General features: G+C 71.9%; 26 protein-coding genes. 6 read left to right on the top strand and 20 right to left on the bottom strand.

What is annotated here, in order from left to right; all coding sequences use genetic code 11:
- Nucleotides 1-14: 14 nt before the first annotated feature.
- The 9 genes from AC07B0_RS37625 to AC07B0_RS37665 form a co-directional block, all read right to left on the bottom strand.
- A complete protein-coding gene (locus AC07B0_RS37625; protein ID WP_478900256.1) occupies nt 15-911 on the bottom strand; it encodes a beta-ketoacyl synthase N-terminal-like domain-containing protein in 897 nt (298 codons plus the stop codon).
- Nucleotides 908-2,059, bottom strand: coding sequence for a beta-ketoacyl-[acyl-carrier-protein] synthase family protein (locus AC07B0_RS37630; protein WP_478900258.1), 1,152 nt, complete (start codon nt 2,057-2,059; stop codon nt 908-910). Before AC07B0_RS37630 ends, AC07B0_RS37625 begins: the two co-directional genes overlap by 4 nt.
- The gene (locus tag AC07B0_RS37635) at nt 2,056-3,321 is read right to left on the bottom strand and encodes a beta-ketoacyl-[acyl-carrier-protein] synthase family protein (RefSeq protein WP_356882246.1); all 1,266 of its coding nucleotides are present in this window, start codon (nt 3,319-3,321) and stop codon (nt 2,056-2,058) included. Before AC07B0_RS37635 ends, AC07B0_RS37630 begins: the two co-directional genes overlap by 4 nt.
- A gap of 34 nt (nt 3,322-3,355) precedes the next feature.
- Nucleotides 3,356-3,610, bottom strand: a complete 255-nt coding sequence (locus AC07B0_RS37640) for an acyl carrier protein (protein WP_356882249.1) — start codon at nt 3,608-3,610, stop codon at nt 3,356-3,358.
- Nucleotides 3,611-3,735: 125 nt separating this feature from the next.
- Nucleotides 3,736-4,503, bottom strand: coding sequence for an IclR family transcriptional regulator (locus tag AC07B0_RS37645; RefSeq protein WP_356882251.1), 768 nt, complete (start codon nt 4,501-4,503; stop codon nt 3,736-3,738).
- Complete coding sequence (locus AC07B0_RS37650) at nt 4,500-5,252, bottom strand: thioesterase II family protein (protein WP_356882253.1); 753 nt, start codon at nt 5,250-5,252, stop codon at nt 4,500-4,502. The genes AC07B0_RS37645 and AC07B0_RS37650 overlap by 4 nt, the downstream gene beginning before the upstream one ends.
- Before the next feature lie 82 nt (nt 5,253-5,334).
- The gene (locus tag AC07B0_RS37655; RefSeq protein WP_469383509.1) at nt 5,335-6,360 is read right to left on the bottom strand and encodes an ACP S-malonyltransferase; all 1,026 of its coding nucleotides are present in this window, start codon (nt 6,358-6,360) and stop codon (nt 5,335-5,337) included.
- Between the two features lie 187 nt (nt 6,361-6,547).
- Complete coding sequence (locus AC07B0_RS37660; RefSeq protein WP_356882257.1) at nt 6,548-7,336, bottom strand: LuxR family transcriptional regulator; 789 nt, start codon at nt 7,334-7,336, stop codon at nt 6,548-6,550.
- Between the two features lie 100 nt (nt 7,337-7,436).
- A complete protein-coding gene (locus tag AC07B0_RS37665) occupies nt 7,437-8,231 on the bottom strand; it encodes a helix-turn-helix transcriptional regulator (RefSeq protein WP_478900260.1) in 795 nt (264 codons plus the stop codon).
- Nucleotides 8,232-9,022: 791 nt separating this feature from the next.
- Here AC07B0_RS37665 and AC07B0_RS37670 point away from each other — a divergent pair.
- The 4 genes from AC07B0_RS37670 to AC07B0_RS37685 all read left to right on the top strand — a co-directional run bounded on the left by AC07B0_RS37670 (nt 9,023) and on the right by AC07B0_RS37685 (nt 14,026).
- Complete coding sequence (locus tag AC07B0_RS37670) at nt 9,023-9,631, top strand: 4'-phosphopantetheinyl transferase family protein (RefSeq protein WP_478900262.1); 609 nt, start codon at nt 9,023-9,025, stop codon at nt 9,629-9,631.
- A 154-nt stretch (nt 9,632-9,785) separates the two neighbouring features.
- Nucleotides 9,786-12,623: an AMP-binding protein gene (locus AC07B0_RS37675; RefSeq protein ID WP_478900264.1), complete on the top strand. Its 2,838-nt coding sequence runs from the start codon at nt 9,786-9,788 to the stop codon at nt 12,621-12,623.
- Nucleotides 12,620-13,549 (top strand): NAD-dependent epimerase/dehydratase family protein, encoded by a 930-nt coding sequence (locus tag AC07B0_RS37680; protein WP_356882265.1) that lies wholly within the window; start codon nt 12,620-12,622, stop codon nt 13,547-13,549. Before AC07B0_RS37675 ends, AC07B0_RS37680 begins: the two co-directional genes overlap by 4 nt.
- Nucleotides 13,550-13,606: 57 nt before the next feature.
- The gene (locus AC07B0_RS37685) at nt 13,607-14,026 is read left to right on the top strand and encodes a nuclear transport factor 2 family protein (RefSeq protein WP_469383431.1); all 420 of its coding nucleotides are present in this window, start codon (nt 13,607-13,609) and stop codon (nt 14,024-14,026) included.
- A gap of 63 nt (nt 14,027-14,089) precedes the next feature.
- On the opposite strand, the gene AC07B0_RS37690 is transcribed toward AC07B0_RS37685, so the two are convergent.
- From AC07B0_RS37690 to AC07B0_RS37740, 11 genes are all read right to left on the bottom strand, one after another.
- Nucleotides 14,090-14,248: a hypothetical protein gene (locus AC07B0_RS37690; RefSeq protein ID WP_469383432.1), complete on the bottom strand. Its 159-nt coding sequence runs from the start codon at nt 14,246-14,248 to the stop codon at nt 14,090-14,092.
- Between the two features lie 35 nt (nt 14,249-14,283).
- Entirely contained in the window at nt 14,284-14,706 is a 423-nt protein-coding gene (locus AC07B0_RS37695) for a hypothetical protein (RefSeq protein WP_356882271.1), read from the bottom strand.
- Nucleotides 14,706-16,160 (bottom strand): phytoene desaturase family protein, encoded by a 1,455-nt coding sequence (locus tag AC07B0_RS37700; protein WP_478900266.1) that lies wholly within the window; start codon nt 16,158-16,160, stop codon nt 14,706-14,708. Before AC07B0_RS37700 ends, AC07B0_RS37695 begins: the two co-directional genes overlap by 1 nt.
- Nucleotides 16,157-17,872 carry an ABC transporter ATP-binding protein gene (locus AC07B0_RS37705; RefSeq protein WP_469383436.1) on the bottom strand — a complete coding sequence of 572 codons (1,716 nt, stop codon included), beginning with the start codon at nt 17,870-17,872 and terminating at the stop codon, nt 16,157-16,159. The genes AC07B0_RS37700 and AC07B0_RS37705 overlap by 4 nt, the downstream gene beginning before the upstream one ends.
- Entirely contained in the window at nt 17,869-18,597 is a 729-nt protein-coding gene (locus AC07B0_RS37710) for a class I SAM-dependent methyltransferase (RefSeq protein WP_356882277.1), read from the bottom strand. The genes AC07B0_RS37705 and AC07B0_RS37710 overlap by 4 nt, the downstream gene beginning before the upstream one ends.
- Nucleotides 18,594-19,139 carry a hypothetical protein gene (locus AC07B0_RS37715; protein WP_356882279.1) on the bottom strand — a complete coding sequence of 182 codons (546 nt, stop codon included), beginning with the start codon at nt 19,137-19,139 and terminating at the stop codon, nt 18,594-18,596. The genes AC07B0_RS37710 and AC07B0_RS37715 overlap by 4 nt, the downstream gene beginning before the upstream one ends.
- Nucleotides 19,136-20,155, bottom strand: coding sequence for an alpha/beta hydrolase (locus AC07B0_RS37720; protein ID WP_356882281.1), 1,020 nt, complete (start codon nt 20,153-20,155; stop codon nt 19,136-19,138). The genes AC07B0_RS37715 and AC07B0_RS37720 overlap by 4 nt, the downstream gene beginning before the upstream one ends.
- Nucleotides 20,152-20,988: a hypothetical protein gene (locus AC07B0_RS37725; protein WP_356882283.1), complete on the bottom strand. Its 837-nt coding sequence runs from the start codon at nt 20,986-20,988 to the stop codon at nt 20,152-20,154. Before AC07B0_RS37725 ends, AC07B0_RS37720 begins: the two co-directional genes overlap by 4 nt.
- A gap of 84 nt (nt 20,989-21,072) precedes the next feature.
- A complete protein-coding gene (locus tag AC07B0_RS37730) occupies nt 21,073-21,252 on the bottom strand; it encodes a hypothetical protein (RefSeq protein ID WP_356882285.1) in 180 nt (59 codons plus the stop codon).
- A 169-nt stretch (nt 21,253-21,421) separates the two neighbouring features.
- Nucleotides 21,422-21,622, bottom strand: coding sequence for a hypothetical protein (locus AC07B0_RS37735; RefSeq protein WP_356882287.1), 201 nt, complete (start codon nt 21,620-21,622; stop codon nt 21,422-21,424).
- 443 nt (nt 21,623-22,065) lie between these two features.
- Nucleotides 22,066-22,245, bottom strand: a complete 180-nt coding sequence (locus AC07B0_RS37740) for a hypothetical protein (RefSeq protein ID WP_356882289.1) — start codon at nt 22,243-22,245, stop codon at nt 22,066-22,068.
- Between the two features lie 293 nt (nt 22,246-22,538).
- Here AC07B0_RS37740 and AC07B0_RS37745 point away from each other — a divergent pair, with 293 nt between their 5' ends.
- The gene (locus AC07B0_RS37745) at nt 22,539-23,540 is read left to right on the top strand and encodes an ABC transporter ATP-binding protein (protein ID WP_478900268.1); all 1,002 of its coding nucleotides are present in this window, start codon (nt 22,539-22,541) and stop codon (nt 23,538-23,540) included.
- On the top strand, nt 23,537-24,301 hold the full coding sequence (locus tag AC07B0_RS37750) for an ABC transporter permease (protein WP_469383444.1): 765 nt from the start codon (nt 23,537-23,539) through the stop codon (nt 24,299-24,301). Before AC07B0_RS37745 ends, AC07B0_RS37750 begins: the two co-directional genes overlap by 4 nt.
- Nucleotides 24,302-24,303: the final 2 nt, after the last annotated feature.

The following is a 24,303-nucleotide window of genomic DNA, read 5'->3' on the forward strand; positions in this document are numbered from 1 at the left end:
TCTTCCCCGGCCACTCAGGCGGCTTCGGGAGCGAGCAGCAGCAGGTCCGCGCTCGCGTCGTCGGCCGCGCTGCCGGTCACGGCCTGTACGGGGCCGCGCTCGCCGGCGTCGAACCAGCCGACGGCGGCGGCGACCTGGAGCAGCCCGGAGGCCCCGGAGGCCTTGCCCAGGTGGGCGGGGGCCTCCCAGCGGCGGCCCCGCGCGTCCACGGCGCCGGCTCCCCGGCTGTACGGGCCGATCACGGCGCGGACCGTCGCGGAGCGTGCGGCGGCCGCGGCCCGGGACTCGACGACCAGGGCGGCGCCGCCGTCGACGGCGTGGGCGCCGCCCAGCAGCCGGCGCACGACCTCGTTGTCGGGCTCGACCCCGAGGACCAGGACCCGCTCGGCGCGTCCGGCGGTGATGAGGGTGACGGCCCAGTGCACGGCGTCCAGGCCGGACGTCTCGCCGTTGCAGACCATGAGGTTGGGACCGCGCAGCCCGTAGCGGATGGCGGCCGAGGAGGCGATGACGTTGCTGGAGGCGTTGGGCAGGTCCATCGGCGAGGTGGCCGTGACGGTCTCCTCGCGGATGGTGTCCAGCGCCCGGGCGACGGTGTCGAGGTTGCCGAAGTTGGAGCTGGCCACCACGCCGACGCCGGCCGCGGCGACGAGCAGCCCGTCCTTCTCGTCGGCGCCGAGCAGGCCGGCGTCGCGCAGCGCGGCGGCGGTCAGGGCGTAGCCGAGCTGGGTGGCCCGGTCCTTGTAGCGCAGGCCCTTCTTGCCGACGTGCGCGGCGGGTTCGACGGGGGCGCCGCCGGCGGCGGGTCCGTCGGCCAGGGCCCGTACGGTGTCGGCTCCCGGCAGCAGGACGGCGGCGCCGGTGACCACCACGGCGGTGCCGGTGGCTCTGGTGGCGGACTGTGCGGTCATCGGGGACCCTCCACAATGGCGACGGCGTTGATGCCGCCGAATCCGAAGGCGTTGAGCTGCGCGACCTTCAGGGGCTGCTCCACGGCCGGCTGCCCGGTGACGAAGCGGAACGGCGCGGCCTCCTCGACCGGCTCGTCCAGGCCCACGGTCGGCGGCACCCGCCCCTCGTTCAGGGCCTTGACGCCCACGATCAGGTTGATGAGTCCGGAGGCGCCGGAGGTGTGGCCGGTCATGGACTTCACGGCGGTCATCAGCGGCCCTGCGGCGTCGTCGCCCAGGACGGCGGCGAGGGCGGTGGCCTCCGCCTCGTCGTTGAGCAGGGTGCCGGTGCCGTGGAGCATCACCAGGTCCACGTCGGACGGTTTGACGCCGGCGAGCTCGTGGGCGGTGCGCATGGCCTCGGCGATGCCCTCCGGGGAGGGCGCGGTGACGTGGTAGGCGTCGCAGTTGACGGCGACGCCGCGCAGGTGGCCGTGGACCTGGCGGGCACCCTCCGCGGTGCGGCGCAGCACGATCGCGGCGGCGCCGTCGCCCATGAGGACGCCGGTGCGGTTGCGGTCGAAGGGCCGTACGCGGTCCGGCGGGGTCGGGTGGACGCGCTCCAGGAGCCCGTACATCGACTCCGTCAGGACGTCGACGCCGGCGACGATGACGGTGTCGGGGGCGTCCTCGCCCTCCTGGCCGAGCAGGTCGCTGCCGAGCGCGAGGGCGTAGAGGGAGGCCGAGCAGGCGTTGGAGAAGGTGTGGGTGACGTCGGCGTTGAAACGTTCCTTCAGGCCGGTGCCGAAGTGCAGCCCGGAGTCGGCGAAGGGGGAGCCGTCGCGCCACCACAGTTCCAGCGAGCGCAGTTCGCGCAGGCCGGTGCCGACCAGGATCGGGATGCCGGAGAGGTCCTCCCCCAGCCCCGCGTCGGCGGCGGCCTGGGCTATCGCCTCGTGCAGCAGCCGGCTCGCCCGGCCGGGTACGTCCTGGCCGGCGGCTGGTCGGTCGTCGACCTCGTAGGCGTGCTGCGCCCGGAACCTGGTGCGGTCGAAGCCGCGCAGTTCGGCGCGGCCGCTGACGCCCGCGCACAGGTTCTCGAAGAGTTCACCGACACCGGAACCGGTGGCGGCGACGGCGCCCATCCCGATGATGGGGCGGATCGTCATGACGCCTCCTTGATCGCGTCGTACCGGCCGAGCAGCACCGCCGCGTTGTTGCCGCCGAAGGCCAGACCGTTGTTCTGGACGATCCGCAGATCCGCCTCGACGGCGTGGTTCGGTACGCAGTCGACGTCGCACTCGGGGTCGGTGGTGACATGGTTGATGGTGGGGGGGATGAAGCGGTTCTGGATGGCCAGGGCGCAGCCGATCGCGCCGAGGGCGCTGGCGGCGCCCATGCTGTGGCCGAGCATCGACTTCATGGAGACGGTCCGGGGCGGGGCGTCCCCGAAGACCTGACGGATGGCTCCCGCCTCGGTGATGTCGTTGGCCTTGGTGCCGGTGCCGTGCGCCGAGATGAGGTCCACCTCGTGCGGCTCGACGCCGGCGTTCTCCAGGGCGAGGCGCATCAGTTCGGCGACGCTGTCCCGGTCGGGGGCGACCTGGTGGTGGGCGTCGCAGTTGAGCCCGTAGCCGAGGACCTCGGCGTAGATGGTCGCGCCGCGCTCCAGGGCGGAGTCCAGGCGCTCCAGGACCAGGACGCCCGCGCCCTCGCCGGTGAGGATGCCCTTGCGGTCGACGTCGAAGGGCTGGCAGCGGTCGGGGGCGATGGTGCCCAGCCGGTAGAAACCGGTGAAGGTCTTGCGGCACATCGCGTCCGCCCCGCCGCAGAAGGCGAACTCCGCCTCGCCGGAGCTGACGGCGTCGAAGCCGTAGCCGATGGCGTAGTTCCCCGCCGAGCAGGCGGTGGGGATGGTCAGGGCCTCCACGTCGCTCAGGCCGAGCTCCTGGGCGATCGCCACCGACAGCCGGCCGGCCGGTACGCGCCGGGCGGCCGCGGGATCGAACTCACCTACGTCCAAGGCGAGTTCGCCCTCGACCAGCTGATCGAGGTCGTAGCTCTCGCCGTCGGTGGTGCCGATGGAGATCAGGCCGCGCCTGCCGCGCAGCTCCGTCAGGTCGAGACCCGAGTCCTCCAGGGCCATCCGGGCGGCCGCGGTCGAGAACTGCGCGGCCCGGCCGAGCTGTTCCACGTCCAGCGTGGTGATCCATTCGCGCGGGTCGAAATCCGTGATCTCGCACCCGTTCGCGTGGGCGAAGCCCTCCGTGTCGAACACGGAAATGGGCCGGGCACCGCTGCGGCCTTCCCGGAGTCCCTGGAGGAACTCCTTCGCGCCGAGTCCGATGCTGGACACCACTCCCAGTCCGGTGAGAACGACCCGGTGCCGCTCCGGCCGGATACGGCCGGCGCCGCGCTCTGCCGCTGTCATGGCAATCTCCCCATCCTTCCCAGCGCCGCTTTCCCTACCAGCCGGCCGGCTCCGCGACGACCTCGTAGACGCCCTTGAGGTTCACCATGCGGGGCAGCTCGCTCTGGTTGATCACGATGCCGAACTGCTTCTCCAGGGCGGCGAGGATCTCGATGGCGCGGAGCGAGTCGGCGTTGTGGTCCTCCTTGAAAAGGCTGACCTCGGTAACCTCGTCCTCCTCGATTTCGAGAATGTCGCAGACGGTTTCCTTGATGAGTTCGAGACGATCGTCGCGCGTTGCAGTCGTCACGCTGTTTCCCCTTATCCGATTTACCGCCGCAAGCGCGGCGCGGTTACTCGCACTCGAAATGGTGCGGGCGCGAGTTCTTTTCTCACAACGACGGCTGCAACAACCTGCCACCATCGCCGCTGAATTCAGGTTCCGGAGCGGCCGGCCGCGGAATTGGGCCGGGTGCCCCGCAGCAACGCGTCACCCAGGAAGACGGCCGCGTCCGTCGCGGCGCGCCGCAGCCCCCGCCCGGGGGCCTCGGGCATCCGGCTCGACACGCCGGTCAGTGCCAGGGCGGCGGCCGCGGCGCCCGGTCCGGAACGCACCGGTACGGCGTAGGAGACCAGCCCGGACCCCATCGGGTCGGGGCCGTAGGCCCAGCCCCGGCGGCGTACGGACGCCAGGTGCGCGGCCGTGAAACGGGCCCGCCGCAGCCCCTCGTACAGCGCTTCGGGTTCCTCCCAGGCGTACAGCACCTGGGCCGCGGGGCCGGCGGTGGCCGGGCGGGCGGTGCCGATGGCGGCCAGGTCCACGCCCGCCGCGCGGTCCACGGACGAGCCGATGCAGATGTGCAGCCCCTCGCGCCGGCGGTAGAGCCGGGCGTCGAGGCCGGTCTCCCTGCTCAGGCGCTCCACGACCGGGCCCGCGGCCTCGGCGAGCCGGTCGTGGCGGGCCTCGACGGCGAGCAGGCCGAGCCGGGGGCCGAGGACGAAACGCCCCCGGGCGTCGCGGGTGAGCAGCCCGAGCCGTTCCAGCGCGATCGCGATGCGGTGGGTGGTGGGGCGGGACAGGCCGCTGTGCGCGACCAGGTCGACCAGGCTCGCCGGGCCGCTCTCCACGATCTCCAGCAGGAGGGACGCCTTGTCCAGCACCCCCACCCCGCAGTCCGGCAGCGGCCGCAGGGCGGTGCTCACCTTCGCGGGGCCAGCCGTGCGCGGATGTCGCCGACGAGCTCTTCCCGCCGGTCCACCAGGTAGAAGTGACCGCCGGGCAGTACCCGCAGTCCGAACCCGTGCGGTGCGATGTCCGCCCAGGCGGCGACCGCGTCGACTCCGACGCCGAAGTCGCTGTCGCCGACGTACCCGACGACCGGGCACGGCAGCGGGACGCCGGGCCGGGCGGCGTAACCGGCGACGGCGGTGAAGTCGGCCCTGATGGCCGGGAGCACCAGTTCGCGCAGGTCCTCGTCGTCGAGCAACGCGGAGTCGGTGCCGCCGAGCTCCCTGACCTGCTCGATGAGCTCGGCGTCGGTGTCGAAGGCCGCCGTGCCGGGGGTGAGCAGGTGCGGGGCCCTGCGGCAGGAGACCATCAGCAGTTCGGGGGCGACCGAGAACCGCTCGCGCAGCCGCAGGGTGATCTCGTAGGCGAGGGTGGCGCCCATGCTGTGGCCGAAGAGGGCCAGCGGGGTGTCCAGGAAGGGCTCCAGCTCGCCGGTGATGGCGGTGGCGAGGTCCTCCAGCGAGGTCCAGGGCTCCTCGGCGATGCGCTCCTGCCGGCCCGGGTAGCGGACGGCGAGCACCTCGACGTCGTCGCCGAACGCGTGCCCCCAGTCGTGGAAGAAGCTGGCCGAACCGCCGGCGTGCGGCAGGCAGACCAGGCGCAGGCGCGGCGGTGCGGCGGTCGTGAACCTGCGCAGCCAGGTGCTGTGGGTGCCCAGTGGCATGGTGGGTGGTCTCCTTGTGCGCAGCGCGCGGTGGGCGTGCGGTGGCGTGGGGCGGGGCGGCGGACGTGGTCCGGGAGCGGCTTCAGGCCAGGGCCCCGGGGCTGTCCAGGGACACGGCCTCGACGTCCGGGGCGATCCTGCGGATCAGGCCGGCGAGGGTCCGCCCGGGGCCGATCTCGATCAGGCGGCGGCAGCCGAGCGGTCCGACGAGGGTGTGTACGGACGGCTCCCACAGCACCGGGGAGGTGAGCTGGCGGGTGGCCCGCCCGGCCCAGTCGCCGCCGGTGTGGGCGCGGGCGTCGACGTTGGCGACCACCGGCAGGTGTGCCGGGGCGAAGGCGGTGCGTTCCAGGGCGGCGCGCAGGCGCTGGGCGGCGGGGGCCATGAACGGGCTGTGGAAGGCGCCGCCGACCACCGGACGGATCATCTTGGCGCCGATCGAGGGCGCTTCGGCCTCGATCCGGTCGATGCCGTCGGCGGAGCCGGCGACGACCGTCTGGCCGGGTGCGTTGACGTTGGCGACCCACACCTCGTGGCCGGCCGTACGGAGCTGCTCGGCAAGGCCGGTGACGGCCTCCAGCGGGGCCGCGACCAGGACTCCCATGGTGCCGGGGCGTTGTTCGGCGGCCTCCCGCATCGCCCGGCCGCGGGCGGCGACCAGTCCGGCGGCCGCGGCGGCCGGAAGGGCTCCCGCGACGGTCAGGGCGGCGTACTCGCCGAGGCTGTGCCCGGCGCAGGCCACCACCCGCTGCCCCTCGAAGGCGCCGCGGCGCACGGCCTCGGCGTGGGCGACGAGGGTGAGCGTGAAGACGGTCAGCTGGGCCAGGTCGGTGCGCCGCAGCTGCTCGCCGGGGGTGTCGAGGAGCAGCCGGGGCAGGTCCTCCCCGGTGACGTCGGACACCTCTTCGGTGATCTTCCACGAAGGGGTGTCCCGCCAGACGGCGCCCATTCCCTCTTTCTGGGTTCCCTGTCCCGGGAACACGAGGCCTACCGACATCCGGTCCATTGATCCGCCTTCCGCGCCGTACACCGCGTCGTCCGCCTGGGGCCGCGGGGATCCGTCGTGGCCGCTGCCGCGGCCGGCGGATCCCCGCGCGCCGGGTGGCATGCAGGACGGGGGGCTCTCCATGCCACCGGGAAGGGGCCGAGGGCTCACCGGGAGCTCGGATCCCCGTCCCGGCGCCATACAACTGGCGGCGCCCGGCGGGCGGCAACGGAGGTTTCAGGAAGCTGCCAGCGACCGGCCCGGACGCCGGCCGGAAGCGGTGCCGGCGGCAGCGGTGGGCAGGGCGGTGTCAGGCGCGGCCGCCACGGGCAGGGGCGTCGGGCGCGGCGGGCAGCATGCCCAGGGCGGCGGCCCGGACCCCGGCCTGGAAGCGGGACTGGGCGCCGAGCAGCGCCATGATCTCGGCGACGTGCCGGCGGTAGGTGCGCACCGAGACGGTGAGTTCGCGGGCGGCCACCTCGTCGGTGACCCCGGCGCGCAGCGCGCCGAGGATCTGCCGGGCCAGGACGGCCCGGTCGCGGTCTCCGAAGACGATGCGTTCACCGGCGGGCACGGCGTTGCGCCAGATGCTCTCGAAGAGCGTGCCGAGGGTGTGCAGGACCTCCGGCGCACGGATCATCGAGGCCCGCATGCCGGCCGCCGACTCGGCCATCACCAGCGCGCTGCTCCCGTCGACCAGCAGGGCCTGGAGCGGCGGGACCCGGGCGACCCGGATCGCCACGGGCCGTTCCAGCGCGAGCTGTTCGCGGACGAAGTCCTCGTCCACCATGGCCGGGCTGGTCAGCAGCCGGACCGAGACGCCGTCGGCGGTCGAGTAGATCAGATTGCGCTCGGACCGCCCCCGGCGGGCCTGTTCCTCCTGCGCGCCGGGCGGCCGCGCGTCGACGATGTCGATCGTTCGCACGGCTCCCCGGATGAGGTTCGCCGCGGTGTCCAGGACGGGTGCGTAGCCCCCGTCCACCTCGGCGATCTGCTGCTCCCGGATGCTGCGGTCCCGGTGGATGGCCACCGTTGACTCGATCAGGGCCCGTACTTCCAGAAGCGCTCGTTCCAGCTCGTCCTCGGTCGCGTCCGACACGTGGCACTCACCATCCCCGTTGGTGTTCATGTGTTGCTGCGCGGCCCCGATTGGTCGATCGGCGCCACGCGATCCCCGTTGAAGCCGGCTCGCGGCCGTGTCATTCCGAGAGCAGCCCCAGTTCCACCGCACGCACGCCCGCCTGGAAGCGGGAGCTGGCACCGAGTTCGCGCATGATCTCGGCTACGTGGCGTCGGTAGGTGCGCAGGGACACGTTGAGGTCGCGGGAGGCCGCCTCGTCGGTGAATCCGTCGCGCAGCCTCTCCAGGATCCGGCGGGTCAGGTCGCCGCGTATCTTCGGGCTCAGCGTGAGGTGGTCCTCCAGCCTGCGCCCGCGCGACCAGGCTCCGGCGAAGAGGAGTTCCAGGGCTCGTACCGCCGCGGCGTCGTTGACCAGGGTCGCCTGCCCGTTGGCACTGTCGGATGCCGCCCGCACCAGTGCGGAGGAGCCGTCGACCACGACGATGTCGCGCAGCTCCGCTTCGCACACCCGCACCTCCAGGCGGACGCCGGGCGCCCTGGACGGCAGGGCCGGCGAGCGGTCGGCCACTTCGGGCGCGCACAGCAGGCGCACCACGAGTCCGGATTCCAGCGTGGTCAGCGCCTTCCGGGCTATGTGCTGGAACGCATCGCTGCCCGTGACCGCGACGCAGACCGAGTGCCGGGCACGGCGGACGAGTTCCTCGACGGCGTCGCCGAGCTCCGCGACGTCGGTGTGCGGGGCGGCGGGAGCCGGAGCCGGCCGCTTGCGGTGGAGCGACACGGTGGACTCGATGAGCGCGCGGGCCTGTAACAGGGTGCGCTCCACATGGGCGGCGTGGTCGGACGGCTCTGCTTCCGGAAGCTCCTCCCGCATCTCTTCCCCGTGAGTGGACTCGATGGCGGCACCTGTCATTGCATCCCCCTTGCTCGACCGGTGGTTGGATGAATGCTCTTCAGCCCCTCCGCAAAATAGATGCGTGCTCAACTATTTCATCAAGCAAATATCATAGCGAGTCTCAAGCAGCATTCGAGGTCAGACACTAGTTCGCCGAATCGGGGCTGGTCAACAATTCCCGAGGCGGCCACAGAGGTCACGGATTGCCTGGCCAGCGGGTTCCGACGGGGTTTCCGACGGACCGGGCCACGAGGGACGTCCGGGGCGCCGGGACGCCCGGCGGCGGGCCCGGCACGGGCCCCCTCGAACACCCCGCCGCCGCGACGGAGACGCGTACGGAACGACCTGACCCTCCGATCACGCCCGCATAACACCACCTGGTGAACAGTCACTTACCGGCGAGCGCAAGGCGACACGTGAAGAAGTGCCACACAATCCTTTCAATTCGCCCACTCGTACGACGCTTTCCAGCTGCGATGGCAGCAACCTGCACCCACTCCCCGGAATGCAAAACTGCCACTTCCGTTTGCATCACGGGGTGCTCCCCCTCCCTCACGATGCGTGGCGACGGTGTCCGCTTCTGGCCAACTCACCCCGGCTCAAGCGTCCCTCAGGCGGGGTTCAAGCCTACGGTGACCTCTGTGACCACACGCCACACGGGGACGGAACAGATCACATATGCGCCATTTTCGGAGACCTCCGACACAGTCGTCCGGTGGTGGCCGGTACCGGTCGGCACGTACCGGAGTGAGGACCTCGCCCTTCTCGACGACGGGGAAACGGGCCGCGCCGAAACGATGAAATCGGCGGTGGCGCGGGCCGAGTTCGTCACCTGCCGCGCGGCGGTCAAACGGGCTCTTTCCGAGGCGCTCGGCGTGCCGGCCACCGGAATTTCCCTCGGCCGCGACGCCTGTCCCGGATGCGGCAGCGAGGAACACGGACCGCCCGCGGTGCGGATCCCCGCCACGACCTGGCAGTTCAGCGTCACCCACACCGCCGGCCTGGGGATGGTGGCCCTCTCCCCCTTCCGGGTGGGCGTCGACGTCGAGCGCGTCCGCCCACTCGATGCCGACCGGTTCGACTCGGCCGTGCTCACCCGGGCAGAACGGCGGGCCGTGTACGCCCTGCCCGAAGGCGGCCCCCGCGCCCTGGCCTTCCTGCGCTGCTGGACGCGCAAGGAGGCCGTGCTCAAGGCCGTCGGGATCGGCATCGCCACCGATCTGACCGCTGTGGACACCGGCCCCGGCGGCCTCGCGCCCGGCACCGGCCGCCCCGTCGGCAGCGCTCTCGTCGACACGTCACCCCTCGGATTCCCCGCCCTGTGGCGAGCCCACGGCGTGGCCGTGCCCGACGGCTGGGTGGCCTCCCTCGCCCTGCCCGCGTCCGCCGGCGGACCGCACTCCGTCCGGCGCCTGTGAGCCCGGCCGGCCGGGCGCCATCCACGTCCTTCATCCCATTGCGCACGCACGCCCCGTCCCGGCGTGCCGCGAGGCCAGGAGACAGACGACCGTGCTTTCCGCCCAGCCCTCGAACACCCCTCACCCACCTGTCACGCCACCGACCGCCACGCCCGTGCCCCTCATCCCGCCGGCCACCCTCACCGACCTGCTGCTGACCGCCGCCGAACGGCACCCGGACTCCGGCCTGCGCCACTGCCACGGCGCCGCCCACCTCGGGTACGAGGACCAGCGCTACCCCGAACTCCTGGACCGGGCCCGCCGGATCCTCACCGGGCTGCGGGCCCGGGGACTGCGCCCCCGGGACCGGGTCGTCATCGCCCTGGACCGTGCGCAGGACTTCCTGCCGACGTTCTGGGCGGCCGTGCTCGGCGGTTTCCTGCCCTGCCCCATGGCGGCTCCGGCCGGTGACCCCGAGGCCTTCGCCGGGCGGCTGCGCCACGTGGGCGCCCTGCTCGGCGAGCCGCTCACCATCACCACCGGCGCCTTCGCCGACCGGCTGCCGGCGGCCGGGGGGCCGCCGGTGGCCCGGCTGGAGGAACTCGACGGGCTGGAGCCCGCCGGGGAGCCGTACCGGGCCGCACCCGGTGACACGGCCGTGCTGATGCTGACCTCCGGCTCCAGCGGCGCCCCCAAGGCGGTCATGCTCAGCCACGCCGCCCTGCTCGCCTCCATGGCCGCGAAGAACGGCCACCAGCGGCTCACCGCCGCCGACACCACCTTGAACTGGGTCTCCTTCGACCACGTGGCCGCCCTCCTGGAGTGCCACCTGCTGCCGCTGTCCACGGGCAGCCGCCAGGTCCACGCGCCGGCCGCGGCGGTGCTCGACGACCCGCTGGAGTTCCTCCGCCTGATCGACCGGCACGGGGTGACGATGACGTTCGCCCCCAACTTCCTCCTGGGGCTGGTGGCTTCGGCGGCGGACCGGCTCGCCGACGCGCGGGAGAGCCTCGACCTCGGGCGGCTGCGGCACGTCATCAGCGGCGGTGAGGCCGTGGTCGTCTCCACCGGCGAAACGTTCCTCCGCGTCCTCGCCCCGTACGGACTGGCCCCCGACGCCCTGTGGCCCGCCTTCGGGATGACCGAGACCTGCGCGGGCAGCGTCTACTCCCGGGGCGAGTTCCCCGAGGCCGACCGCGGCGCGGAGTTCGCCCGCCTCGGCACCCCCGTCACGGGGCTGCGGACGCGGATCGTGGACGAGGCGGGGCGGGTACTGCCCGGGGGCCGGACCGGCGAGCTCCAGCTCCGCGGCCCCATGCTCACCTCCGGCTACTTCAACGATCCGCGGGCCACCGCCGAGGCCTTCACCGCCGACGGCTGGTTCCGCAGCGGCGACCTGGGCCGGATCGACGACGGCCGGCTGACCCTGGTCGGGCGCAGCAAGGACAGCGTCATCGTCAACGGCGTCAGCTACTTCAGCCACGACATCGAGGCCGTGCTCGAACGGCTCGACGGTGTGACCCCCACGCAGGTCGCGGCCTTCCCCACGCGCCCGCCCGGCAGCGACACCGAGCAGCTCGTGATCGCCTTCACCCCCGACCTGCCCGCCGGCGACGAGGCGGCCCTGCACGGGGTGATGACGGCCGTCCGCAACACGGTGGTGATGCACTGGGGGTTCCGGCCGGCTCTGGTGCTGCCCCTGCCCGCCTCGGAGTTCCCGAAGACCAGCCTCGGCAAGATCCAGCGTTCGCAGATGCGCCGCGTCCTGGAATCGGGTGCCTACGAGGAACAGCGGCGCGCCGCGGCCGGCCTCCGGCAGCGCATGCTCGGCGGCCACACCCCGCCCGAGGGGCCCGTGGAGCGGGCGATCGCGGAGATCTACGCCGAGCTGTTCGGTGTGGACCCGGCCGCGATCAGCGCCACGGCGAGCTTCTTCGACCTGGGCGGCACCTCGCTCGACATCCTGCGGCTGCGGGCCAAGGTGGCGCAGCGGCTGGGCGTCACCGGGATGGCGGTCGTCACCGTCCTGACCGCTCCCACGGTGCGCGCGCTGGCCGCCCGCGTGGCGGGCCGCGCCCGCACCGGCACGGACGTCGACACCGCGCCCGGACCCCGCCCGTACGACCCGGTCGTGCCGTTGCAGACCTCCGGCACCAAGACGCCCCTGTTCTGCGTCCACCCGGGTGTCGGCGAGGTGCTGGTCTTCGTCGGGCTCGCCACCTACTTCGCCGGTGACCGCCCCTTCTACGCCCTGCGCGCCCGTGGCTTCAACGACGGCGAGAAGCCCTTCGCCTCGTACGCGCAGATGGTCGACACCTACGTGGACGCCATCCGGGCCCGGCAGCCGCACGGCCCGTACGCCCTGGCCGGCTACTCGTACGGCGCCTCGGTGGCCTTCGAGATCGCCAAGGTCCTGGAGTCCGAGGGGGAACGGGTCGACTTCGTCGGCAGCTTCAACCTCCCTCCGCACATCAAGTACCGGATGGAGAAACTGGACTTCACCGAGACCGCCACCCATCTGGCGGCCTTCCTCGACCTCATCGACAAGGAGCGGGCGGCCCTGCTCCCGGCCACCCTCCGCGGGCTGCCCCGGGAAACGCAGGTGGCCCGCCTGGTCGGACTCGCGCCCGCCGGGCGGCTCGCCGAACTCGACCTGGACGAGGCCAGGTTCGCGGCCTGGGCGGAGGTCGCCGACGCGCTGACCGATCTGGGGCGCGGCTACGAGCCGACCGGGTCCGTGCGCTCGATGAGCGTCTTCCACGCGGAGCCGCTCCAGGGCACCCGGGAGGAGTGGCTGGAGCGGCAGCTGCGCCGCTGGGACGAGCACACCACGGAGCCCAACCGGTACCTGGAGGTGCCGGGCGAGCACCACACCCTGATGGGCGCGCGCCACGTGGCGGCCTTCCAGGGGATCCTGCGCCGGGAGCTGGACCGCTGCCTGGCCGCCTCGGACGCCGGGCGGGCTGCCGCCGGCGCCGTACACACGACCGGTCCCGGGGGAGAGAAGAAGTGACGAAGGGCAAGAAGATCCTGATCACCGGCGGCACCGGGCAGGTCGCACGGCCGGTGGCCCGGGCGCTGGCCGCGGACAACGAGGTCTGGTGCATCGGCCGGTTCGGCGACCCGGCCGTCGAGCGCGAGCTGGCCGGCGCGGGGGTCACCACCTGGCGCTGGGACATGGCCGACACCTCGGACCGCGCCTTCAAGGGGCTGCCCGAGGACTTCACGCACGTGCTGCACTCGGCCGTGGACCGCGGGGAGGACGGCGACTTCAACCGCAGCACGGAGGTCAACACGGTGGCCACCGGCCGCCTGATGAGCCACTGCCGCACTGCCGAATCGTTCCTGTACGTCTCCACGGGCGCCCTGTACGCCCGCCGGACGCTGGAGCACGCCTACGCCGAGGACGACCCGGTGGACGCGTCCGCCGACTGGCTGCCCGCCTACCCGGCGGGCAAGCTCGCCACCGAGGGCGTGGTCCGCGCGTTCGCCCGGGTCCTGGGCCTGCCCACCACCATCGCCCGCCTCAACATCGCCTACGGGCCCGGCGGCAGCTACGGCGGCGTGCCGATGCTGTACTTCCGGCAGATGCTGGCCGGGGCACCGGTCGCGGTGCCCCTGGAGGGCCAGAACTGGTGCTCGCTCCTCTACACCGACGACCTCGTCGCGCAGGTCCCGCACCTGTGGCGGGCCGCCTCGGTCCCCTCGACGCTGGTCAACTGGGGCGGAGACGAGGCGGTCGGCGTCACCGACCTGCTCCGCCACATCGAGTCGCTGACCGGTGTCGAGGCGCGGCTCGCGCCGAGCGCGGTCACCCGGGAGACGTACCGGTTCGACCCCGCGCTGCGCCTGCGGCTCACCGGGCCCTGCCGGACCGGCTGGCGGGACGGGATCGAACGCACCCTGCGCGCCCTGTACCCGCAGCAGATCCATCGCTGATCCATCGCGGTTCCATCGCTGTTCTTCTCGCATCGACACAACGGGGGATACGAAGACATGACGACCATGACACCAGGCACGACCGACGCGAACCTCGCCCTCGTCCGGCGTGCCTACCGCGCCTTCCACGACCGCGACGTGGCCGCGCTGCTGCGCACCCTGGATCCCCAGGTGGAGTGGGTGCATCCGCACGGAATGGCCGAGTACGGCCTCGGCGGCACCAAGCACGGCCACGCGGGGGTCCGAGAGTTCCTCTCCCGGGTGCCCGCGGTCCTGGGCGGGATGCGGCTGGAGCCCCAGGAGTTCGTGGCCTCCGGCAACCGGATCGTGGTGTTCGGCGTCCGCCAGGTCACCTCGGTCCGCGGCACGACGCGGACCCTGCCCTTCATCCACTCCTGGACCCTGCGGGACGGGGTCGCGGTACGGATGGAGGACGCCTTCGACACGGTGGTCTTCCAGGACCTGATCGAGAGCTGAGCCGGTCCGGTCGCGGGCCGGTCCGCCGCCCGGGCGGCGGACCGGTGGACCGGGGGCCGGGGGTCAGTTCGGGGTGACCTCGCGGCGGAGTTCGACCAGCGCGCGCAGGGCCGCGCTGTACATGTGGATGCTCTTCTCGTTGTGGGCGTTGACGGCCGTCGCGACCTCGCGGAAGGTCTTGGCGATGACCTCGTCGAGGTCGTTGACGTCGATTCCGTTCATGGCTGTGTCTCCTGTCGTGGTGGGGGGTGGGGTGGTCAGCCGATGGGCCAGTGGGTGAGGCTCGCCCACTCGGCACAGTCGGTGGCCTTCTCCGTGCCCTTGCAGACCGTCACGTAGGCGGTGGTGGTGGGCATGTAGGACCCGCGGACGGTGACGTCGACGGTGCCGTCGCCGCACACCTGGGCCTGCTTGCGGGCGGGCATGGGGGCGAAGTCGAACTGGAAGCGGGTCCACACCGAGGAGCAGCCCTCGCCGGTGTGGGAGAGCTTTCCGTCGACCTGGAGCTGCAGCACTCCGGTGGCGCTGCGCGCGAGGCGCCGGTCGCCCTCTGCCTTGCCCGTTCCGTGGGTGACGGACCAGGGGATCCCGCCGCCGGCCGCGGAGGCGGGGGCGGCGGCGGTGATGAGGGCGGTGGCCGCGGCGGCCGCCACGGCCCAGGTACGGGTACGGGTACGCATCAGTGGTTTTCCTTTCGGAGGGGGGCCAGGTCGGGTGTGTCCAGGCCGTGGTGACGCTTCAGGGCGCTCCGGGCCGCCAGGTATCCGCACATGCCGTGCACGGAGGGCCCGGGCGGGGTGGACGACGAGCACAGGTACACGCCCTTCAGGGGGGTCGAGTACGGGTCCGGGCGCGCCGTGGGGCGGGCGAGGGACTGGCGCAGGGTCATGGCCCCGGAGGCGATGTCCCCGCCCACGTAGTTGGGGTTGTAGACCTCGTACCGGGCGGCCGGCAGGCCCCGCGAGGCGATGATCGTGTCGGTGAAGCCGGGGGCGTACGCCTCGATGCGCCGCCGGATCAGGTCGACGGGGTCCCGGGTGTCCCCGTGGGGGACGTGGGCGTACGCCCAGACCGGGCGTTTGCCGCCCGCGGTCCGGGACGGGTCGGTGACGGCAGGGTCGACGACCAGCGTGAAGGGGTCGTCGACGGGCGATCCGGCCACCGTGGCGTTCTCCTGCCGGATGATGTCGGCGCGGGTGCCGCCGAGGTGCACGGTGCCCGCCCGGCCCACGAGCGGATTGGTCCACGGGACGGGACCGCTGACCAGGAAGTCGGCCTTCGCCGCCCCCGGGCCGTAGCGGAAGCGGCCCAGCGCCCGCCGGTAGCGGGCGGGCAGCCGGTGTCCGCCGATCGCCAGGAACTCCTTCGGGCTGACGTCGAGGAGGACCAGCGGGACGTCACCGAGCTCGGCCAGGTCCCGGACGTGGTGTCCGGTGTGGAAGACGCCCCCGTGCGCGGTGATGTCGGCGGCCATCGCGTCGGCGATGCGGGCGCTGCCGCCCTCCGGTAGCGGCCAGCCGGTGCTGTGCGCGGTGTGGGCCAGCAGCATCGCGACGGCCGAGGAAGCGAGCGAGGGGAGCTTACCGACCGCGTGCGCGGCCACTCCGGCCAGGAGCGCCCGGGCTTCCTCGGTGGCGAACGGACTGCGGGAGGTGGCGTGGGCCAGGACGCGGGGCAGGAGCAGCAGCGGCGCGGTGACGTCCCGGGGCAGGGAGCGCTGGTCGGACAGGAGCAGGTCGACGACGGCGCGGGAGCGGCCGGCGAGGGGTCCCATGAGACGGGCCCAGCGGGGGCCGTCCGCTCCCAGGTGCTCGGCGGTGCGGGCGATGCTGCGCCAGGCGGCGGCCGCGCGGCCGTCCGGCAGGGGGTGGGCGTAGGGAACGTCCGGCTGCAGCAGCCGCACCCCGCGCGCGCTCAGGTCGAAGGCGCGGAAGAACGCGGACGCGGCGGCCATCGGGTGGACGGCCGAGCAGATGTCGTGCGGGACGTCCCGGTCGAACAGCGGCTCGGTGCGCAGACCGCCGCCGATGGTGTCGGCCTTCTCGAACAGGGAGACGCTCAGACCGGCCCGGGCGAGGGTGACGGCGGCGGCGAGGCCGTTGGGGCCGGTGCCCACGATCGCGGCGTCGGTCACGAGGCGGCTCCGGCGGGGGCGAGCTGCTGACTGGCCAGACGCCGGTAGGTGGTGTCGCGGTCCATCAGCTCGGCGTGGGTGCCGGCGGCGCGCAGGGCTCCGTCCTCCATGACGAGGATGCGGTCGGCGCCGATGGTGGTGGAGATGCGGTGCGCGATGGTGAGCACCTGGCAGCGGGCGCCGATGGTGGCGATCGCGTCGCGCAGCGCCGTCTCGGAGTCGGAGTCGAGGTTCGAGGTGGCCTCGTCGAGCAACAGCACGTCGGGCCGGGTCAGCAGGGCGCGGGCGATGGCCAGGCGCTGGCGCTGGCCACCGGACAGGCCGGTGCCGCCCTCGCCGAGCTTGGTGTCCAGTCCGTCGGGCAGGGCGTCGACGACCGAGGTGAGGTGCGCCGCCTCGACGGCCTGCGCGATCTCGTCGGGCGTGGCGTCGGGGTGGGCGTACACGAGGTTCTCCCGCACGGTGCCGCGCATGAGCGGGGCCTCCTGCTCGACCAGGCCGATGCGCGAGCGCAGTTCGGCCAGCGGCATGGAGGAGGCGTCGGCGCCCGACAGGAGGATCCTGCCGTGGTCGGGGTCGTGGAAGCGTTCGATGAGCTGGAACAGGGTCGTCTTGCCGGCACCGGACGGGCCGACGATCGCCGTGACGCCCGTGGCCGGCAGCGAGAAGGAGACGCCGGTCATGGCGGGGGCCGCGGCGTCCGGGTAGGAGAAGGAGACGTTCTCGAACGCGACCGCGGGAGCACCGCCGACGGTGGCGGAGCCTGCCTCGCCGGTCGTCTCCTGGTCGATGGCGGCCAGCTCGGTGACCCGGTCGATGGCGGCCCTGCCCTGCTGGAACTCGCCGAGGGACATGAACAGCATCACCAGCGGCGACACCAGGTAGAAGAGGTACATGATGAAGGCCGTGAGGTCTTCCACGGGCAGGGCCCCGGTGGCGGTGCGCGCCATGCCCCAGGCGATCACCACGGCGAGGGACACCTGCGTGCCCACGTTCATGGCGGGCATCAGCATCGCCGACAGCCGGGTCACCCGGATCCCGCTCAGACGTGCGGAGTCGGCCAGCTCCGCGAGGCGTTCGGCCTCGCGTCCCTCGGCGCGGGAGGCCTTGACCGTGGTCAGCGCGCCGAGGACCCGCAGCAGCCCGGAGCCGTAGTCGCTGGTGTCCTCCCGGTTGACCACGGCGGCCTTGCGGACGGCGCGGGCCAGCAGGAGGGCGATCACCGAGGCGGTGCCCAGGCAGCCCGCGGTGACCAGCAGCATCTTCCAGTCGATCCAGGCCATGACGACGATGCAGCCGAGGGTGGTGAACCCGGAGGTGATCATCTGGGCGACGGAGGACGACAGGGCGACGCGGGCGAGGGAGGTGTCGGCGAGGGTGCGGGTGAACACGTCGCCGTGTTCGAGCCGGTTGAACGCCTTGATCTGGGAGTGCAGCAGCCGGCCGGTGAGCGTGGTGCGCATGTCGAGGACGATGTTCTCCCCGGCGCGGCCGATCAGGTAGAAGTGCAGGGCGGCCAGCATCGCGTCCGCGGCGAACAGCGACGCGATCCAGACGATCGGCCACGCCACCGACTCGTCCGCCGCCACGGCTTCGATCAGGTCACCGATGACGAGCGGCTGTACGAGGGTCGCGACGGTGCCTGCCAGTCCGAGCAGGATGCCCGTGCCGAGCAGCAGCCGGTGGCGGCGGGCGATGACGGAAATGTTCACTGCGTGCCTTCGTTGAGGGCGGTGTACCAGTCGTACGGCTGGAAGCCTTCGGCCGGTGTCACGTGCTCGACGGTGAATCCGGCCTCGGCGAGGCAGGCTTCGACCTCGGCGCGCTCGATGAGGAGGATCTGTTCGGCGAACTCCACGGGCGGCGCGTCGTCCTCGTCGATGCGGGTGTGCATGGTGAGTACGTCGGCGTCGTCGAGGGTGACGGTGAACGTGGTGACGCCGCCGGCGCGGTGCGGCGTGGGCATCGTCAGGGTGTGCTGGGCCACGAGCGGCCGGTAGGTGCCGGTGGCGTAGTACTCCATCGACAGCGAGCCGCCCGGTTCGAGCACCTCGCGCACATGGGTGAGGGCGGCGACGAGCTCCTCGCGGGAGCGCACGCACGCCAGGGAACCCATGGTGGCGTAGGCGGCGTCGAACCGGCCGACGGGCGGCAGCGGCCGGCGGAAGTCGGCCTCCACGAGCCGTACGTTCGCGGGCACGGTCTTGGAGCGGAACTCGTCCAGCATCGGCCGGGAGTTGTCCACGCCGACCAGCTCGGCGGCGATCTCGGCGACGGGGAGGGCGATGCGGCCGGTGCCCACCCCGATCTCCAGCACGCGGGCGCCCGTGACGTGGGGGCGGAGCCGTTCCACGGCGTCCCGGCTGTCCATCGCGGGTGAGATGAACGAGTCGTAGACGGACGCCACCTCGGTGCCGTACTGGACGTCCTGGCTCACGGGTTCACTTCCTCGTAGTCGAAGACCATGTCGTACTTGGGGTCCTCGCTGTGGTCGTAGCCGGAGTAGCGCACGAGCATCACCTGGAACAGCGGGAAGCCGGGCTCCGGTGCGAGCCGCCGGCGCACGAAGTCGTTGACGAGGCGGTAGGCGGACTCCTTGGCCTCCCGGTGCAGGGGGGTCATGGCCCCCGGGTTGTTCAGGAGGGTGGAGGCCACGTCGAAGATCGCCTTCTCGATGCGGCGGCCGGGGAACCAGAAGGCGTGGACCAGCTTGCGGGGCGCGATGGAGTACACGTCGCGCCACTCGGTGTGCTCCGTCCGGTCCTCGTTGGCGAGCCGGTACAGGAAGTGCTGGTCGTCCACGGCCGGGTTGGGCGCGAAGAACCGCCAGTTCGGGATGAGGATCCCGGTGCCGGTCTTGTCCGCCTTGCGGACCTTGTCGTAGCTGCGGTCGGGGTGCTGGCTCAGCACCGACGCGATGAACCATCCGGCGAGGATCGCCGGGACCGCCTGTTCCATCCCGATCTTCGTCCTGCTCACGCCGCGTCCCCCTGCTCCTGCCGGTCGTCGGCGGTGAACCGGGCGGTGATCGCCGCCACCGCCTCCTCGATCGCCTTCGCGGTGACCGGGGTGTACTCGGTCCCGCCCGTGACGGACACGTGGGTGGAGCCCTCGATCGTGATGATCCGGCCGCCGTCGCCCGACGCGACGTAGTCGTCGTACAGGTCCTGGTGCTCGGGGATGTCGCGCATCGTCGACTCGGCGGCGACCACGGAGACGGGTATCCGCAGCTGGTCGAGCGGGCGGCCGCCGTCGAGCATGAAGGCGTAGGAGTAGTCCCACTCCCGCCGGGTGGCGCGCCAGGTGGAGGGCGCCGACGCTTCGAGGCGCAGCGTCCGGTAGTGGGGGCTGCCCTCGGCGAAGGCGAACATCCCCTTCTTGTCCAGCAGCAGTCCGCCTCCGAGCATCGCCGACCAGGTGCCCAGCTTCATGGTCAGGTTGGCGGCCCGGGACCCTTCGCGCTGCCTGCGCGAGTGGATCAGTTCGCGGGGGTGCGTGGGGTCGACGAGCACGAGCCCGTGCACCCGGTCGGGGGCGGTGGCCGCCGCGCGGTGGACGAGGTAGCCGCCGAGCGAGTGCCCGATCAGTACGCAGGGGCCGTCCTGGCCGACGGCCTCGGTGACGAGTTCCACGAGGTCGCCCGCGGACTCGTTCAGCGAGTAGTCCTCCGGGCAGCGGCGCAGCGAGCTGCGGTATCCGGCCCGGTCGTAGAGGACCAGCGAGATGGCGGGGTCGAGGTGGTCCGCGAGGAGGAGCCACGCGGCCGACGTGTTCATCAGCCCGGCCTCGCACACGAGCGTGGGACCGCCGGGCGCCCCGCGGCGCACGTGGTAGGTGAGGATGTTGCCGCTGCCGCACTGGAGGCGGCGGCGTTCGAAGCCGGCGTGGCGGCGGGTCCGGGAGCTGAGCTCGGCGTAGCCCTGGTGGACGACGCCGGCGGCGAGGCACGCGGCCAGGCCGACCGTGGTCAGCCGGGTGAACGTCGGGGAAGTCATGCCGCCCTCCCGGCGCCCTTGGCGAGTGCTCGCACGGACGGGTAGGTGGACACGAACGCCCAGGCGAAGCGGGACAGGCCCATGAAGCGGGCGTTGGCCAGGTGGAAGGCGCCCATCGCCAGCAGCCCGGCGTCGAGGTACTTGCCCTTCTTCAGGAGCAGCAGGGGGAACCCGCACTCCAGCGCGAGGACGGTGTGGCAGATGACGCGGGACGCGGCCGGGTACTTCTCCAGCCGGTTGAAGAACCACTCGTCGCCGTAGGTCTGCGTACGCATGATCTTGGCGAGGGCGTCACCGGAGCGCCAGGTGTCGCCGGGGAGCTTGGCCCACCCGGAGGCACCGTAGGACAGGACGGTCTGGGCGCCGATGAACTGCACGGCGGCGTTGCGGGTGGCGTCCGTGCCGCCCGCCCTGCCGAGCGCGGCGGCGGTCTGCACCAGGAACGAGACCTGGTCGGAACCGTCGGTGCCGAACAGGTGCCGCGGATAGATGAGGATCTGACTGCCCGCCAGGTAGGCGTTCGCGGCCATCCTCACCGCATTGTTCTTGACCGGCGAGATGAGCACGGCGGCTGCCAGGGCCCGGGAGCCGTGGATGGCCTGGGTGACGGGCTCGCGGGCGACGAAGTCCTTGACCGCTTGCACGGTCTTCGTCCTGGCGGGGACCTGCGACCTGGTGTGGGTCCAGTCGTTGAGGCCACCGGGTTCCCGGTCGGTCTTGCGGACGATGTATTCGAGGCTGGACAGCAGGTGGGTGGCGGCGGACAGCCGCTCGGCTGTGACGAGCGGCCGGGCGCACGCGGCTTCGGCCACTTGGCGCAGGCGTGTGAGCATGATCTATTCCTGATCGCTACGGGTGGAGCGAGCTGCGGGGGTGGGGAGCCTCGAACCGCTGGAGACTCCCCACCCCTCGCCCGGCTACTTCTGGCAGGCCTTGACCGCCGCACCGACGCCGGCGGCGGCGACGATGATGGCGGTCGCCTTGGCGCCGCCGACGAAGCCGAGCGTGAACGCGGCGGGGGTCGCCATCACGGGCGCGACCGGGCCGTCGACGTGCCGGCCGACACCCGCGTTGACCTTCTCGATGAGCACAGACATGGCACTTCCTCCAGCAATCTGATAAATGGGACAGTGCTCCGGTTCTGGCAGACACTTGGACTGTCTGCCAGAACCGGTTCGTCGGGACCGCGGCCGGCGGCGTGCCGTGGCTCGCCCTGCGCCCGGCTGGGGCGGTCCCTCCCTGATGTGGTGGTCAGGAACTCCGGTGTCAGCCGGTGGCGGTCTTGTACGCCACCGCGGCGGCGCCGGTCACCACCGCGCCACCGACGACGAAGCCGGCGGTCTTGGCGATCACGGGGGTGGCGAAGATGGCCGGAGTGGCCATGACCGGAGCGGCGGCACCGGCGGGGGCGCCCGCATTCAGAATCCCCTGAAGCGATGCGTTCGAGTTGACCTTCTGAGTAAGCACAGCTCTGTTCCTCTCGTTTTTTGTGATGTGGTGAGCCATTCACCATCCCGCCTTCACGATAATCAATGCAGGCGGGAATACTTTGGGATTCATTTACCGACGGCAGAATTCTCACCCGCGAAAGTGCACGCCAAATCGGCCCCGGGCGGATATGTTTTCAACGCCCGGCGGATGAATCGATTAACAAATGATCGGCCTGAACGCCATGAGGGCACGGGAATTCACCGCCGCGCGCAGCGGCGTCCCGGCGGGAGCCGGGCCGGGCCATGGGTGCAGGCAGTACGGAAGCGCGGGAAGGCAGGGCGTGCGGAGCGGCCCGCACACGCTTCGGCCACCGGTGCGGCCGCGCCCGGCGCGTCCGCCCGCGGGGCATGGTGGAAGCCGGGAGGGGCCCGAGAACCCGGGCGGTCTTCAGGATCGCCGGGTGGGCACCGCCCTCACCTTTACTTCTTCGCGGTCACGTACCCGACGGCGGTGGCAAGAGCGACCGCGGTGGCCTTGCCGGCACTCGGCGTGAAGATCAACGCGGGAGTGGCCATGACGGGCGCGACGGCACCCACCGGCGCGTTCGGACCCAGCGGGCCCGTGAGCGCGGCGTTCTTGTTTACCTTCTCCGTGAGCATGAAATTCCCCCTGTTTGGAAAACCCTTCAGCATCGAAGGCGGGCGGTCATTCCCACTCACTTCGTTGCTGGTTGCAAGTATATGAATGTCGAACGCGCCTTGATCAAGTGTTTGCCGAGTGATGACCGTCACATGGATCGATTTTCGCGGAATTTGAGGTTCACAGGTGGTAGTTCATTTTGGCGGAACTTGAGGTTCCGAATCGTCCGCCGGCATGACCCGGCGGCTGCTGGCACGCCGCGCGCGAGACATGAAAGGATCCATTCCGCTGCATTGCTCTAGAGGAGGGGCGCATGACCCAAGAAGAAACCAGTCACATTCAAGCCACCGATGTGTGGCGCCGTTATGGGCGGGGCAAGAACGCGTTCGACGCGGTGCGCGGTGTCAGCTTCAGCGTCGCCCCCGGCCAACTCTTCGCCCTGCTGGGCACGAACGGCGCGGGCAAGACCTCCACCGTCGAGCTCCTCGAGGGTCTCGCCGCCCCGCACCGCGGTCACGTCCGTCTGTTCGGACGACTGGATCCGGTCACCGACCGGGGCCGCATCCGGCCCCGTACCGGGGCGATGCTGCAAGAGGGCGGTTTCATATCCCACCTGACGGTGCGGGAGAGCGTGGAGATGTGGGCCCAGCTCGTCTCCCGGCCCCGCCCCGTCGCCCAGGCCCTCGACCTCGCCGGACTCTCCCACCGGGCCGGCGTGATGGTGCAGAACCTCTCCGGCGGCGAGAAGCGCCGCCTCGACCTGGCGATCGCGACGCTGTCACACCCCGAGGTGCTGTTCCTCGACGAACCCACGGCCGGCATGGACGCCGAGGGCCGCCGCGCCACCTGGCGGCTCGTCCGGGAGCTGCGGGAGCAGGGCACGACGATCCTGCTGACCACGCACTACCTCGAAGAAGCCGAGTCCCTCGCCGACCGGCTGGCCATCATGCACCGGGGGCGGATCGCCAGTACCGGAACCGTCTCGCAGATCGTCGCCGATCATCCGTCGACGCTGTCGTTCGGTCTCGCGGACGGGTGGAACGTGCACGACCTGCCCGTCAGCGGGACCGCGGAACAGCAGGACGGCCGGGTGACCGTCACGACGGACCGGCTGCAGAAGGACGCCGCCCGGCTCCTGGCCTGGGCCGAGGACAACGACGTCGTGCTGGACCGGTTCACGGCGCGCCCGGCTTCCCTGGAAGAGGCCTTCATCAGGATCGCCGGTACGCACGACGACACCGACGACAACGACGACAACGGGGATGCCGGGGACGCCGGGGACGCACGGCACCGGCAGGAAGGGGAGGGCGCGTGAACGCTCCGGCCGTACGGCACATGAAGGCTCTGTTCCGCATCGAGTGGAAGCTGTTCAACCGGATCAAGGCGAACTACCTGTTCGTGGTGTTCGTACCACTGATGATCCTCATGGCGATGCGGGCCGTGCAGGACCAGTTGGACCTCGCCGAGTACGGACTGAACGCGGGACCGCTCATGGTGTCCACCGCCGCGGGGACCCTGCTGATCTTCTCCCTCTACTCGTCCGTCACCGGCCTGTACGTGGCTCGCAGGGAGGAGCTCGTCCTCAAGCGGCTGCGGACGGGAGAGGTGTCCGACCCGGTGATCCTCGCCGGCGGCGCGTCCATGTACGTGACGATCTCCGTGGTGCAGATCGTCGTGGTGACCACCGCGCTGTCGGTGATGTTCGGCGCGGCTCCCCGGGCCCCGCTCGCGGCGCTCGTCGGACTCGTCACCGGTGTCGCGCTGATGACGGCGATGGCGGCCGCGACCGCGGCGCTCTGCCGGACCGTCGAGTCCGTGATGGTCGCCACGCTTCCGGCCATCTTCATCCTGCCGATGATCTCCGGGGTCTACATCCCCCGCGAGGTGCTGCCCGACGCGCTGGGCGACGCCCTGCTGTTCGCGCCGCTGTCCTCGACGGTCGATCTGATCCGCTCGGGCTGGACGGCCGAACTGACGGTGGGCGCGTCGCTGGGCCGGGTCGCGCTGACGGTCGTGTGGACGGCCCTGTTCGCGTGGATCGCGATCCGCAGGTTCCGCTGGGAGCCGCGTACGTAGCG

The organism is Streptomyces sp. NPDC044704 (assembly GCF_056433525.1).

What these genes read in the sequence shown, in the direction of transcription:
- AC07B0_RS37625 (WP_478900256.1), bottom strand. Translation starts at nt 911, where the DNA reads ATGACCGCACAGTCCGCCACCAGAGCCACCGGCACCGCCGTGGTGGTC.
- AC07B0_RS37630 (WP_478900258.1), bottom strand. Translation starts at nt 2,059, where the DNA reads ATGACGATCCGCCCCATCATCGGGATGGGCGCCGTCGCCGCCACCGGT.
- AC07B0_RS37635 (WP_356882246.1), bottom strand. Translation starts at nt 3,321, where the DNA reads ATGACAGCGGCAGAGCGCGGCGCCGGCCGTATCCGGCCGGAGCGGCAC.
- AC07B0_RS37650 (WP_356882253.1), bottom strand. Translation starts at nt 5,252, where the DNA reads ATGCCACTGGGCACCCACAGCACCTGGCTGCGCAGGTTCACGACCGCC.
- AC07B0_RS37655 (WP_469383509.1), bottom strand. Translation starts at nt 6,360, where the DNA reads ATGCCACCCGGCGCGCGGGGATCCGCCGGCCGCGGCAGCGGCCACGAC.
- AC07B0_RS37665 (WP_478900260.1), bottom strand. Translation starts at nt 8,231, where the DNA reads ATGACAGGTGCCGCCATCGAGTCCACTCACGGGGAAGAGATGCGGGAG.
- AC07B0_RS37685 (WP_469383431.1), top strand. Translation starts at nt 13,607, where the DNA reads ATGACGACCATGACACCAGGCACGACCGACGCGAACCTCGCCCTCGTC.
- AC07B0_RS37690 (WP_469383432.1), bottom strand. Translation starts at nt 14,248, where the DNA reads ATGAACGGAATCGACGTCAACGACCTCGACGAGGTCATCGCCAAGACC.
- AC07B0_RS37695 (WP_356882271.1), bottom strand. Translation starts at nt 14,706, where the DNA reads ATGCGTACCCGTACCCGTACCTGGGCCGTGGCGGCCGCCGCGGCCACC.
- AC07B0_RS37720 (WP_356882281.1), bottom strand. Translation starts at nt 20,155, where the DNA reads ATGACTTCCCCGACGTTCACCCGGCTGACCACGGTCGGCCTGGCCGCG.
- AC07B0_RS37725 (WP_356882283.1), bottom strand. Translation starts at nt 20,988, where the DNA reads ATGCTCACACGCCTGCGCCAAGTGGCCGAAGCCGCGTGCGCCCGGCCG.
- AC07B0_RS37730 (WP_356882285.1), bottom strand. Translation starts at nt 21,252, where the DNA reads ATGTCTGTGCTCATCGAGAAGGTCAACGCGGGTGTCGGCCGGCACGTC.
- AC07B0_RS37740 (WP_356882289.1), bottom strand. Translation starts at nt 22,245, where the DNA reads ATGCTCACGGAGAAGGTAAACAAGAACGCCGCGCTCACGGGCCCGCTG.
- AC07B0_RS37745 (WP_478900268.1), top strand. Translation starts at nt 22,539, where the DNA reads ATGACCCAAGAAGAAACCAGTCACATTCAAGCCACCGATGTGTGGCGC.